This window comes from Tundrisphaera macrotermitis (genome assembly GCF_051175315.1).
GTDB lineage: Bacteria > Planctomycetota > Planctomycetia > Isosphaerales > Isosphaeraceae > Tundrisphaera.
In genome coordinates, this window is sequence record NZ_CP195100.1 from 6,215,880 (window position 1) to 6,227,548 (window position 11,669).

Genomic DNA, 11,669 nt, shown 5'->3' on the forward strand with positions numbered 1-11,669 from the left:
GGTCAGCCGTTCCGTTCCTTCCACCGGGCGTAGACCGCCAGGGCGTCGGGGTCGGGCTGGTGGATCATGGGCAGGGACCGGTCCTGCCAGGGCTTGGCGATCTCGCCGTAGAAGTTGGCCAGGGTGAAGTACCTGCGGTCGTCGGAGTAGAACCGGCCGTAGTCCTCGCGGGTGGTGATGAAGACGACCCGCTCGGGGCTGCAATAGTACATGGCGGCCAGGCACATCGGGCAAGGATGGGCCAGGATCGTGAACGTGCAGCCGGTGAAGTGCTCCGAGCCCAGCTTGCGCGACGCCTCGCGGATGGCGACCATCTCGGCGTGGGCGGTCGGGTCGTGGGTCTGGGCGACCAGGTTGGCCGCCTCGGCGATGATCTCGTCCCCTCGCGAGATGATGCAGGCGAAGGGGCGGCCGCCCGCCTCCACATTCGCCCGCGCCAGGTCGATCGTCCGTCGGATCAGGTCCATCGCGGCCTCCAGGCGGGGGGATCAGGGGGTTTCGAGGCGGAGCCCGATCGGGTCGACGGTCTCCCGGGTCAGCCGGACCCGGTGGGCGATCCGGTGCCCGGCCACCCAGACGATGCCGACCTGATCGCAGACCACCGGCACGGAGGGGCGGAGGGACCGGGGGACCTGCCGGCCCCGGAAGAAGTCGGCCAGGGCCTGGGTCCGGCCGTCCAGGCCGAGCGGGTCGAAGCGGTCGCCGTCCCGGGCCGATCGGACCACCAGGGGCGGGACGATCCGGCCCAGGTCCACGGTCTCGTCGCGATCCTCGACCGGGTCCAGGGTCGCGACGATCCGGCGCCCGCCCCAGGCCGCCGAGCCCGGGACGGGCAGTTCGGCCGGCTCGATCACCACGGGGGCGGGCAGTTCGGCCGGCCGGGCCAGGGTCATCAGCTGGGTGTCCGGGTCCAGGGTCGCCTCCACGCCCGCCCCGACCGAGATCCGGGGGCGGTCCGAGGCGATGAACGCGGCCAGCCGGGACCAGCGGCGGGCGTCCATCGCCGCCTCGGGCCAGCCGGCCCGCCTCCAGGCATAGCGCAGGACCTCGGCCCGGTCGAAGGGGTCGAGCGCCAGCAGTTCGCGGCCATCCACGACCATCCAGCCGCGATCCTGCTCGATCACCACGGCGCGGGCGGTCCGGGCGATCCGCTGGTCGGCCCCGTGCGCCGCGTGCCGGGACAGCCGGGCCAGCCGGACCAGCGCCGAGGCGACCTCGGGGTTGTAGTCGGCGGCCAGCCGGGGCAGGAGGTCATGGCGGATCCGCGCCCGGGTCCGCGACCGGTCGTTGTTGGAAGCATCCTCGCGGAACGGCTGGTCGATCGACCGGAGATACTCCACGATCGCGGCCCGCGAGGCATCCAGCAGCGGCCGGGCCAGGGTGATGCCCTCGGCCAGACGGCGCCGCGGGGGGATCCCGGACAGCCCGCGCGGGCCGGTGCCCCGGATGATCCGGTGGAGGATCGTCTCGGCCTGGTCGTCGCGGGTATGGCCGACGGCGACCACGCTCGCCCCCCGCTTGCGGGCCACCTCGACGAGCCAGGCATAGCGGGCCAACCGGGCGTCGGACTCGAAGTGGCCGGGGCGTTTGGACTCCCACCGGCCGTGGTCGAAGGGCAGGCCGAGCGAGGCCGCCAGTTCGCCCACGAACCGGGCGTCGGCCCGCGACTCCTCGCCCCGGGCGCCGTGATCGAGGTGGGCGACCGAGAGCGTCAGCCCCTCGGCGTGGAGCAGGCGGAGCAGCCCGACGCTGTCCCCCCCGCCCGACACCCCCACGACGATCGGGGCGGATCGGTGCCGGTTGGCGAACCGTCGGGCGAGTCGGGTCGGACGTTCGGCGGGCCTTCGATCGCTCACGGCGTTCCCCCGGGGATGGCGTTTGGCTAGAATCTTCCCTCATGGACGCCGAACTCGCCAGCCTGTTCCGCTGCCCCGCCGACCTCGGCCCCCTCACGCGCGTCGATCGGCCCGCACCGGTGCTGGTCGGCGTCCAGTCCGGCATCACCTACCCGATCGAAGGGGGGATCCCCCGGTTCGCCGGGGATGGCTACGTCGCCAGCTTCGGCCGGCAGTGGAACCGCTATGACGTGGCCCGGGATGAGGAAGACGAGGCGACCTTCCAGATCAAGACCGGCGTGGCCGCGAGCGAGCTGGCCGGCAAGCTCGTCCTGGATGCCGGGTGCGGCGGCGGTCGGTACACCCGCCTGGTCGCGAAGCACGGGGGGAAGGTCGTCGGGGTCGACCTGAGCGCGGCCGTGGAGAAGGCCCAGGCCCTCTGCGCCGGGATGCCCGGCGTGGCGATCGCCCAGGCCAACCTGGAGCACCTGCCCCTGGCCGAAGGGGTGTTCGACTTCGCCTTCTCGATCGGCGTCCTCCATCACGGCCCCCGCCCGCGCGAGGCGTTCCGGCAGGTGGCCCGGCGGGTCAAGCCCGGCGGCCGGTTCGCCGTCTGGCTCTATCGCCGCAACACCCGCCCGCAGGAGTGGGCCAACGACGCCATCCGCGCCGTCACGACGCGGCTGCCGACGCGGGTGCTGGAGCCGGCCTGCGCGGCGCTCGGGCTGGTGGGGGGCGTGCCGATCCTCCGGCGGACGCTCAACAAGGTGGCCAACTTCAGCAATCACCCCGACTGGACGCTCCGGGTCTGCGACAACTTCGACTGGTACGCCCCGGAGTACCAGTCCCACCACACCGTCGATGAGCTGTCAGGCTGGTTCGCCGAGGAAGGCTACACCGACCTCCGGGTGCTCCCACCGGCGCGGGGGGGCCGGCTCTATGACCTGGCCTATCGCCACGACCTGGTGATCGGCAGCGGCGTCAACGTGGTCGGCACCCGGGGGGCCTGAGATCATGGCGGCACGCTGGGAGGACGACGAGCCGGGCCCGTACTTCAGCCTGATCGACGCCGAGCGCGCGGCGGCCGAGCAGGACGGCAAGCCCACGGACAAGATCGCCCTGATCCGGCGGCTCCGCGAGGCATCGGGCCTCGGGCTCCGCGAGGCCAAGGACGCCGTCGAAGACTACCTGTCCCGGGTCGCCGTCGTGGCCGGCGGCAAGACCGGCTGGGTGGACGACTTCCTGGACGCCGAGCGGGCCGCCGCCGAGTTCGAGGGGCGCTCGGTCAACAAGGTCATGCTCATCCGGGCGGTCCGGGGTGCCACGCCGGGTCTCGATCTCCGGTCCGCGAACGCGGTGGTCAACGATTACCTCCGACGCCGGGGCGCCAACTTGCCGAACGGCTCGGGTCGGGCCGTGGCGATCCTTTTGTTCCTGGCCCTGCTCCTGGCCGGCGGCCTGTCCTTCCTGCTGATCGCGGCCTGACCGCGCGTGGAGACTTCGACCGTGGCCAGCCTGTTCCCCCTGTTCGACCGCCCCGAGAACCGGGCCGAGTCGACCGTCTCGGAGCTGACCGAGCGGATCAAGGACGCCCTGGAGACCGACTTCGCCGACGTGACCGTGGTGGGCGAGGTGTCCAACCAGTCGCGGCCCCGGTCGGGGCACGTCTACCTCTCGCTCAAGGACGACTCGGCCCAGATCCGCGCGGTGATCTGGAAGAGCCTCGCCGGCAAGCTGGCGTTCGACCTGTCCGACGGCCTGTCGGTCCGGGCCAGGGGGGAGGTCACCGTCTACGCCCCCCGGGGCGAGTACCAGATCACGATCCGCTCTTTGGAGCCGGAAGGGATCGGGGCGCTCGACCTGGCGTTCCGCCAGCGCTATGCCCGGCTCCATGCCGAGGGGCTGTTCGACCCGGAGAGGAAGCGCCCCCTGCCCCGGTTCCCCCGGCGGATCGTGGTGGTCTCCAGCCCCACCGGCGCGGCGATCCGCGACTTCCTCCAGGTGGCCGGGCGGCGGTGGGCGGCCACCGAGATCCTGGTCGCCCCGACGCGGGTGCAGGGGCCGGGCTCGGCCGAGGAGATCGCCGCGGCGATCGCCCTGGCCAACCGGGTCGAGGGGGTCGACTTCCTGGTCGTGGCCCGGGGCGGCGGCAGCCTGGAAGACCTCTGGGCGTTCAACGAGGAGGTGGTCGCCCGCGCCATCGCGGGGTCGCGGGTCCCGGTGGTCTCGGCGGTGGGGCACGAGGTCGACGTGACCCTGGCCGACCACGCCGCCGACTTCCGGGCACTGACACCCAGCGAGGCCGGCGAGCGCTGCCTGCCCGACGCCCGCGAGGCCCGCGCCGTGCTGGACCAGGCCCGGGCCCTGCTCGTGCGCGACGCCCGCGACCGCCTCGCGTCCCACCGGATCGGCCTGGATGCCCTGTCCGAGCGGCTCGACCGCGCCCTGCGTCGCCAGGTGGACGACCGCCGCCATCAACTGGCGCGACTGGCGGGCAAGCTCGAATCCCTGAGCCCGGTGGCCGTCCTGGCCCGGGGCTACTCGCTCACGTTCCGCGACGGCGACCCCGCGCCGATCCGCGACGCCCGATCCGTGAGCCCCGGCGACCTCCTCCTCTCCCGCCTGGCGTTGGGCACCGTCGCCAGCCGCGTCGAGGAGGTCCGGCCCGGCGAGTCGGCCCCCGTCCCCACGCCCGAGACCCGACCCCCTGCCCCCGGTGAGACCGATGCCTGATCAAGCGGATGCCGAGATCGGATTCGAAGCGGCCCTGGACGAGCTGACCCGGATCGTCGCCGAGCTGGAGCAAGGCGGGCCCGAGCTGACCGCCGCCCTGGCCCGCTACGAGCGGGGCGTCCGCCTGCTCAACCGCTGCCAGGGGCTGCTCGACGGCGCCGAGCGGTCGGTGTCCCTGCTCACCGGCGTGGACGCCGACGGCCGCGCGACCACCGCCCCGTTCGACGCCTCGGCGACGGCGGTGGCGGTCGTCCCGGCCCCGCTGACCGGCGTCCCCACGCCGGCCGCCGCCGAGCCCCCCCCGAAGCCGAAGAAGCCCCGGAGCACGCCCGCGGCCCCGCCGCCAACGCCGGCCCCTACGCCGCCTCCGCCGCCCGCGCCGGCCCCTTCGATGGGCCTGGATCCGTTCCCCTCGGGCGACCCGGACGACACCGGGCCGCCCTGGTGATGGGCCGGCCCCTCAGCGAGAGATCGTGAAGTGGTCGACCTCGACCCCGTCGACGTCGATCTGCCGGATCGTGGCCGAGTTGGGCGACACGTCGACGACCGTGAACGAGTGGACGTCGGCCACGAACTTCTGGGTGAAGGGCCGCCACGACGCGGGCCGGGTCGTCTGGTCGGGGTCATAGAGCGGGGCCCCGGCCGCGCCGGTGATCAGGTAGATCACCCCGTTCGGCCGGGTCTGGGTGGAGCCATCGAAGGCCTGATCCAGCGTCCAGTCGCCGTCGACCCGGGTGACCACCCGCTTCGGCCTGGCCTCAGGGGCCTCCTCCCTGGCCGCGAACTTCAGCGGGTAGGACCGCTGATAGTTGTGGACGTGGCCGGCGAAGGCGATCGAAACCCCGCCCCGCTCCAGGAGGTCGGCCACCCGCCGCATCTGCTGGTCCCCCGCGTGGGCCTTGGAGGAGTTGAAGCCGGGGTGGTGGAAGGCCACGAACCGCCAGGGCTTGCCGGCGGCGGCGGCCAGGTCGCGTTCCAGCCACCCGCGCAACGTCGGGTCGTTCCAGTCAACGTAAGGGTTGGCGTCGAGCATCGTCCAGTGGACGTCGCCGATGTCGAAGGAGAAGTTGGCCATCCGCGGGTAGTTCGGCCCGGCCGCGTCCACCAGCGTCCGGATCCGGGCGGCGTTGCCGACGCCGACCGGGGTGCTGGCCGCCCCCACCTCGCCGATCGGCCCGTTCAGGGGCTGCGACCAGAGGTAGAAGTAGGCCATCAGGTCGGTGTTCGCGTCGAAGTTGCGGACGACGTCGTGATTGCCCGGCACGGCGATGAACAGGGTCGAATCGAGCAACGGGGCGCCGGAGGCGGGCGACGCCGTCCGGTGGCCGTAGATCGGATAGAACTTCTCGCGGTACTCGGACAGCCTTCCACGCGAGTAGACGATGTCGCCGGTGATCACCGCGTATTCGGGCTTCGCCCGGTGGATCTGGTAGGCCACCTGCTTCTGCGCGGCCGAGCCCGCGGCGCAGTCGCCGAAGACCGCCAGACGCTGCGGGGCCCCGGGCGCGGGCTTGGCGCGGGCCCGGCCCTCGAAGTCGACCGCATTCCCATACTTGATCCGGTAGTCGAACGTCGCCCCGGGCGTCAGGCCGCCCAGCGTGGCGCGATAGACGCGGAACGGCTTCTCCCCTTCCAGCAGGATGCGGCGATGCACCGCGGCGGCGGCCGGCTTCCACGCGGCATCGACGGGCGAGCGGGACTCCACGGACCAGGGGGCGTCGGCATCCTCGGCGTGCCAGACCACGGTCATCCCGTCGGGGGCGGGCTGGTCCCCCAGTTGGAGGTAGCGGGGCCCGAGGGCGGTCGACCGGGCTCGTTCGTCGGCGGGGGGCGTGGCCCCCGAAGCGGTTGGAATCAGGCAGGTCAGCAAGGCGAGGGCGGCGAGCCCGGCTCGGGAGGCGTGCATCGGTGGGATCTCGGCGTGGGGTTCGATCGGGGTTTCGCGCGGCGGCGTCCCCGTGCTCCGGCATCGAATCTATCACCGAACCGGGCCCGGCTCCATGCCCCGGGCTGACTGTTCGGTCCGGGATGGTCCGCGATTTGCCCGCTACGTGAACCTTTTGCATCGGAGTTCAAGGCCGCGGAGCGGCCGGTTCGGGCGATCACGGAGTCTGCGATGAATTCGGCGAAACTGGACGTGTCTGCGAAGCTCTCGGGGCTTGGGCGACGGGTGCTGTCTCTGGTCATGGGTGCCACACTGCTGCTGCACGGGGCCGCCTCGGCCCAGATGCCGTCCCTGCCGGTCGGGCCGAAGCCGGCGGAGCCGCCCGCCAAGGACCCAGCGAAGATGCCGGTCGCGGCGCCGACCAAGGACAGCCCGGAGGCGGTGTTCGCCACCACGGCGGGCACCATCCAGGTCAAGAACAAGGTGGCCGACGAGGACGTGGCGACGACCCTCAACGACCTGATGCTCCAGTACCCCGGCGTCCGCAACGCGGCCGTCAAGGTGGTGGACGGCGTGGTCACGATCGACGGGCTGGTGGACGACCGCGACACCCGCAACAACGTCACCGAGTTCGTCAAGAAGGTCGAGGGCGTGCGCCTGGTCCTCAACCTGATGAAGACCGACGAGCAGGTCATGACCGGCCGCCAGATGGCGATGAAGTCGCTCCGCGACGTGGAGTTCCTGGTCGAGCAATACTGGCTGCTGGCGCTGATCGCGATCGGATACGCCCTGGGATTCGCCTGGCTGGCGAAGCTGTTCACCCGCCACTCGGAGACCCTGCTCGCTCCCTTCGTCAAGAACGTCCTGCTCCGGTCGGTGGTCGGCTCGCTGGTCAGCTCGGGGATCCTGCTGGCGGGGATCATGCTCGGCCTGTCGGTGCTGAACCTGACCCGGGCGGTGACCTCGGTGCTGGGGCTGGCGGGCGTGATCGGGTTGGCCATCGGCTTCGCGTTCCGGGACATCGTCGAGAACTTCATCGCGTCGATCCTCCTGGGCACGCGCCGGCCGTTCCAGATCGGCGACTTCATCACGGTGGCCGGGAAGTCGGGGTCGGTGCTGTCGCTGAACACCCGGGCCACGAACCTGATCACGCCGGAAGGGCACCAGGTCCGCATCCCCAACGCGGTCATCTACAAGGAGACGCTGATCAACTCGACGGCGTCGCCCAGCGTCCTGGGCTCGATCGAGATCGTGGTCCCCTACGAGACCTCGACCGCCGCCGCGATGGAGGCGATCACCGGGGCCCTGGCCGGCACCGAGGGGCTGATCCAGTCCCCCGCGCCCCGGTGCCTGCTCACGGCCCTGGAGAACAACGGCGTCCGGCTCCGCGCCACCTACTGGATGCCCACCAAGGGGATGGATAACGACAAGCTCCAGAGCGACCTCCGGCTGCGGATCAAGGTGGCGCTCCAGAAGGCGGGGATCACCCCCCAGACTCAGTCGACCACCCTGTCGGTGTCGGGCCGGATCCCGGTCGAACTCCTCCAGGCGAAGCACGACGAGCCCGCGAAGGCGCGATCCAACGGCTCCGAGCCGGTCGCCTCCCCCGGCTCCGCCCTGACCGCCCGGCAGGCCGAGGCCAACCTGCGGAAGGACTCGCGCGCCGCCGAGGCCGTGGCCGCAACCCCCGAGGAAGCCTGCCCCAGCCCCATCGACCACGCCATCCGGCAGGCCGAGACGGTCGGCGTGGGCGAGGGCGGCAACCTCCTGGCCCACGGCAATAAGGAGTGACGCAAACTTCCCGACGCGAACCACTTGGGATGCCGGCCTCCCCTCCGAGGCCGGCATCCCAGGCCCGCCATTGGCTTCGTTTCGCAAACTTTCGGAGGGTCCACCCAGGTTGGCATTGGCTTCGTTCGGGACGGGGCGCGGGCCGGGGGCGTCGCCGTCGTTGGCTTCGTTTCGGACATCCGGCGAACTGGCGCACCGTCCCGGCCTTGGCTTCGTTTCGGAACTCCTGTCAAGCCGCGCACCACCCGACCTTGGCTTCGTTTCGAAATTACTGTCCGGGTTAATGGTGGCCGGTCATCGGTATCTGCGGTTGGCTTGCCAGCGACGCCGGCGACATCGTGCCACGAGGATGGGCCACCGGCCCCCTCCCGATTCCACCAGCGCCGGGGAGGATCGTTCCCACGGAGGGAACGATCTCATTGATGGGGAGACGTGAGGACTTCGGGCGGCGGGCTTGGCCGTATCCGACCTCCGCCCCCCGGGCCGTGGAAGGCGGCCGGTCGTCTTCGCGAGAAATCGGGCCCGCTCACTTCGGGGCGGCCGGCGTCGCCGGTCAGGGCGGGACCGACCCGGTGGGCTGGGCGACGGCGACCTGGAGGCCGACCTCGCTGGCGGCGTCGTAGGCGAGCACCGCCGCCCGGTGCGGGGCGGCGTAGTCGGCCGAGAGGAGCATGGCGGTCCGCCCGGTCGCCTCGCGGGCCGAGCGGAGTCGGGTGGCGATCGCCCCCGGTTCGCCGGGGACCGGCTGGTGGTCGATCCTCAGGGCGCCGGCGCCATCGACCTCGACCAGGATGAAGTCCTTTTCCAGTTCTTCCACCGGCTTGGGCCGGCCCTGGGCGACGACCTCGGGGGGCTTGTCGTCGGCGGGCCGGGGGACTTCCAGGGTCTTGAACATCACGGTAGTGGCCGTGACCAGGAAGAACAGGACGAGCTGGAACGCCACGTCGACCATGGCCGCCAGGTCGAGTTCCTCGACCCGCTCGGCGCCGCCCCGGGCCAGGGTGAACTCGGCCGCCGCCTCGTCCTCGTCCTCTTCTTCATCGGCCCCGAAGCCGAGCCAGCCGGCCTCGTCCAGCTCGGGCAGGTCGGGCCGATGCATCTCGTCGTCGGGCAGGACGGGCAAGGCGGCCGAGGTGGAACCGCCCGGGGCCGAGATCTCCCAGTCGGCGTCGGGGTCCGCGTCTTCGGGCGGGGCGAAGAACTGCGCCACGGGTCGGCGGGCCGGCGGCGGGTCCGGCTCGGGGGGGGCGGGCGAGGGGTCCGGGGCTTCGGCCAGGAAGGTGGGCGAGTCGCCGAGGTTGACCCAGGGGTCCTGAGTGCCGCCCGGTCGGATCAGGTCATTGGGCCGATAATGGCCGCTCGCGAGGCCGGCGCGGACGTCCTCGGTGGCGACCAGCCGGTCGACTTCGAGCTGTTCGGAGCGGAAGACATCCCAGAAACCGGCCACGGCTCACCCTCCCAACCCGCGCGGATGCGGCCCGAATCACTCGGGCTCCTGGACGCCGACGTGGATCGTCACGCCCGTCTCTCGCTTGGAGAGTTCGCCGATCAGGCGGATGACCTCCCCTTCGGGTACCGAGCCGTCGGCCTGGACGATTACCTTGCGGCGACCTTCGGCCACCCCCTGAGAGACGGCGGTGGCCGCCTGCTCGGCGTCGACCTCGGGCCCCTCGCCGTTGCCGAGCAGGAGCCGGGGCCGGGCCCCGGGGCCGGAGGGGGGGAGCAGGGTGATGAACGTGGCCGCCGTCTCCTCGACACCGACGCCGTGGCGGGCGTGGGGCACGTCCACCACCGCCGACGATTCGAGCTGGACCGAGAACAGCATGAAGGTCATGAGCTGGAACACGACGTCGACCATCGGCGTCATGTCGATGTGCTCGTCCCGTTCCTGGGAGATCTGGCGGCGGAGCAGCATCGCGGTCGGGCCTCGCTCGGGGAGGGTCGGCGCTCAATCAGCGAGGGAGGACCGATCGCGACGATCGGGGCTGCGACGTGCCGGCCCGGGCCGGGTCTTCCAGGGCCTCGAATGTCTCCATGAAGTCCTGGAGCTGCCGCTCGGTCCGGTCGCGGAGCCGGCGGAGCTTGGCGTGGATGTCGTTGGCCAGGATCATCATCGGCGTGGCGATCAGCAGGCCCGAGCCGGTCGCCCAGAGGGCCAGGCTGATGTCGTTGGCCAGCGCCGTGGAGTTCACCTTCTCGGCCCCGCCGATCCGGCCGAATGCCCCGATCATCGACGCCACGGTCCCCAGCAGCCCGAGCAACGGGCCCATCCGGACGATCGTGGAGAGCGTGGCCAGCCGATCCTCCATGCTGCCGATGACCTCGGTGTGGAACTCCATGACCAGCAATTGCTTGACCTTGGCCAGCCCCTTGGCCCGGTGGCGGATCGCCACGGCGATCAGTTGCGCCAGGGCGGTGTGCCACGCCGGAGGGCCCTGGCAGACGGCGATCGCCCCGTCGGGCTTTCCCGCCCGGCACAGCTCCGCCACCTGATGGATCAGCGTCTCGGCCCCGTCGCCGATCGACTTCCGCCGCAAGGCCCGATAAAGCAGGATCGCGTTGTACACGCCCCACACGGCCAGGACCGCCAGCGCGGCATAGATCACATAGCCGAAAGCATCGATGATCTCGGTGATCTTCATGGACGGATCCGGGGGGACGGGGACGGGACGACGCGCCGGGATGCGGGACGGCGAGCGTGTCGATCCGACCCGCGCATCCCATCATCCATTGTGGCGCATCGGGGCGACCGCTCGCAAGGGCGAGGGGCCTCGGAATGGACCGAACCTTTTCCACTCGCCCCGAGAGGTCGGCCTATCGGAAATCCTCATCAGCGATGATCAAACACGCCGGTCGGGCAGGGAGTTGGCAGGCGAGCGGCGGCTCGATCGCGTCCTAGATCGGTCACGACGCCTTCTCATGAGCGGCACAACAAATCCCCAGTAGAACAGCTGATAGATCGCGATGACCGCAACGCAGCAGCCGAAGATCAAGAAATCAAGTCTTCGCGATGATGCGGAGCCCAGGCGTGACGCAGCACGGATCAGCGGTAAGCACTGGCCGAGCGACACGGCCAATACGACGATTCCGCCGATCGTCTCACCGATGCTGATGCGCAGTTTCATCACCCTATTTTCCGAACAGCCCGCCCAGGGTGCCGGCGATGTCGCCGAGGCCCCCGCCGCCTTCGGCCGGGGGCGTGCCTTCGGCCGGGGGCGTGGTCGAACCGCTGGCCAGCAGGGTGTCGATGTGGCCGGCGAGGGCGGGGGGCAGCTTGTCCTTGAGGAAGCCGAGGACCGTCTCGGCGGCGGTCCGGGCGTGCTCGGGGGACAGGCCGGTCTTCTGCGAGATCAGGGCGACGAGCTGGTCCATGGCTGCGATCCTCGGGGCGGAGAGTGTGGGCTCTCCGTCCGATGATCGCCGCG

13 protein-coding genes are annotated in these 11,669 nt (G+C 71.4%); 5 read left to right on the top strand and 8 right to left on the bottom strand.

What is annotated here, in order from left to right:
* Positions 1-2: 2 nt before the first annotated feature.
* Entirely contained in the window at positions 3-467 is a 465-nt protein-coding gene (locus tag TA3x_RS25050) for a nucleoside deaminase (RefSeq protein WP_435017404.1), read from the bottom strand.
* A 21-nt stretch (positions 468-488) separates the two neighbouring features.
* Positions 489-1,856 (bottom strand): tRNA lysidine(34) synthetase TilS, encoded by a 1,368-nt coding sequence (gene tilS, locus TA3x_RS25055; protein ID WP_435017405.1) that lies wholly within the window; start codon positions 1,854-1,856, stop codon positions 489-491.
* A gap of 41 nt (positions 1,857-1,897) precedes the next feature.
* Here tilS and TA3x_RS25060 point away from each other — a divergent pair, with 41 nt between their 5' ends.
* From TA3x_RS25060 to xseB, 4 genes are read left to right on the top strand one after another with little or no spacing between them, the layout of a single operon-like run.
* Positions 1,898-2,845 carry a methyltransferase domain-containing protein gene (locus TA3x_RS25060; protein WP_435017406.1) on the top strand — a complete coding sequence of 316 codons (948 nt, stop codon included), beginning with the start codon at positions 1,898-1,900 and terminating at the stop codon, positions 2,843-2,845.
* A 4-nt stretch (positions 2,846-2,849) separates the two neighbouring features.
* Positions 2,850-3,320 (top strand): ribosomal protein L7/L12, encoded by a 471-nt coding sequence (locus tag TA3x_RS25065; RefSeq protein ID WP_435017407.1) that lies wholly within the window; start codon positions 2,850-2,852, stop codon positions 3,318-3,320.
* A 21-nt stretch (positions 3,321-3,341) separates the two neighbouring features.
* Positions 3,342-4,568: an exodeoxyribonuclease VII large subunit gene (xseA, locus tag TA3x_RS25070; RefSeq protein WP_435017408.1), complete on the top strand. Its 1,227-nt coding sequence runs from the start codon at positions 3,342-3,344 to the stop codon at positions 4,566-4,568.
* A complete protein-coding gene (xseB, locus tag TA3x_RS25075) occupies positions 4,561-5,016 on the top strand; it encodes an exodeoxyribonuclease VII small subunit (protein WP_435017409.1) in 456 nt (151 codons plus the stop codon). Before xseA ends, xseB begins: the two co-directional genes overlap by 8 nt.
* 12 nt (positions 5,017-5,028) lie before the next feature.
* Here xseB and TA3x_RS25080 read toward each other — a convergent pair whose 3' ends face one another.
* Entirely contained in the window at positions 5,029-6,474 is a 1,446-nt protein-coding gene (locus TA3x_RS25080) for a metallophosphoesterase (protein ID WP_435017410.1), read from the bottom strand.
* Positions 6,475-6,684: 210 nt separating this feature from the next.
* Here TA3x_RS25080 and TA3x_RS25085 point away from each other — a divergent pair, with 210 nt between their 5' ends.
* Positions 6,685-8,244 carry a mechanosensitive ion channel family protein gene (locus TA3x_RS25085; RefSeq protein WP_435017411.1) on the top strand — a complete coding sequence of 520 codons (1,560 nt, stop codon included), beginning with the start codon at positions 6,685-6,687 and terminating at the stop codon, positions 8,242-8,244.
* Positions 8,245-8,797: 553 nt separating this feature from the next.
* Here the strand turns inward: TA3x_RS25085 and TA3x_RS25090 are convergent.
* The 5 genes from TA3x_RS25090 to TA3x_RS25110 form a co-directional block, all read right to left on the bottom strand.
* A complete protein-coding gene (locus TA3x_RS25090) occupies positions 8,798-9,691 on the bottom strand; it encodes an ExbD/TolR family protein (protein ID WP_435017412.1) in 894 nt (297 codons plus the stop codon).
* Positions 9,692-9,727: 36 nt separating this feature from the next.
* Positions 9,728-10,159 (bottom strand): ExbD/TolR family protein, encoded by a 432-nt coding sequence (locus TA3x_RS25095; RefSeq protein ID WP_435017413.1) that lies wholly within the window; start codon positions 10,157-10,159, stop codon positions 9,728-9,730.
* A gap of 37 nt (positions 10,160-10,196) precedes the next feature.
* On the bottom strand, positions 10,197-10,886 hold the full coding sequence (locus TA3x_RS25100; RefSeq protein ID WP_435017414.1) for a MotA/TolQ/ExbB proton channel family protein: 690 nt from the start codon (positions 10,884-10,886) through the stop codon (positions 10,197-10,199).
* A 198-nt stretch (positions 10,887-11,084) separates the two neighbouring features.
* Positions 11,085-11,369, bottom strand: a complete 285-nt coding sequence (locus TA3x_RS25105) for a hypothetical protein (protein ID WP_435017415.1) — start codon at positions 11,367-11,369, stop codon at positions 11,085-11,087.
* A gap of 4 nt (positions 11,370-11,373) precedes the next feature.
* On the bottom strand, positions 11,374-11,616 hold the full coding sequence (locus TA3x_RS25110) for a hypothetical protein (protein WP_435017416.1): 243 nt from the start codon (positions 11,614-11,616) through the stop codon (positions 11,374-11,376).
* Positions 11,617-11,669: the final 53 nt, after the last annotated feature.

Excerpts from the sequence above, each read along its gene's own strand:
- TA3x_RS25065 (WP_435017407.1), top strand. The coding sequence starts at position 2,850 with ATGGCGGCACGCTGGGAGGACGACGAGCCGGGCCCGTACTTCAGCCTG.
- TA3x_RS25105 (WP_435017415.1), bottom strand. The coding sequence starts at position 11,369 with ATGAAACTGCGCATCAGCATCGGTGAGACGATCGGCGGAATCGTCGTA.
- xseB (WP_435017409.1), top strand. The coding sequence starts at position 4,561 with ATGCCTGATCAAGCGGATGCCGAGATCGGATTCGAAGCGGCCCTGGAC.
- TA3x_RS25080 (WP_435017410.1), bottom strand. The coding sequence starts at position 6,474 with ATGCACGCCTCCCGAGCCGGGCTCGCCGCCCTCGCCTTGCTGACCTGC.
- TA3x_RS25100 (WP_435017414.1), bottom strand. The coding sequence starts at position 10,886 with ATGAAGATCACCGAGATCATCGATGCTTTCGGCTATGTGATCTATGCC.
- TA3x_RS25085 (WP_435017411.1), top strand. The coding sequence starts at position 6,685 with ATGAATTCGGCGAAACTGGACGTGTCTGCGAAGCTCTCGGGGCTTGGG.
- TA3x_RS25060 (WP_435017406.1), top strand. The coding sequence starts at position 1,898 with ATGGACGCCGAACTCGCCAGCCTGTTCCGCTGCCCCGCCGACCTCGGC.
- TA3x_RS25095 (WP_435017413.1), bottom strand. The coding sequence starts at position 10,159 with ATGCTGCTCCGCCGCCAGATCTCCCAGGAACGGGACGAGCACATCGAC.
- TA3x_RS25050 (WP_435017404.1), bottom strand. The coding sequence starts at position 467 with ATGGACCTGATCCGACGGACGATCGACCTGGCGCGGGCGAATGTGGAG.
- TA3x_RS25110 (WP_435017416.1), bottom strand. The coding sequence starts at position 11,616 with ATGGACCAGCTCGTCGCCCTGATCTCGCAGAAGACCGGCCTGTCCCCC.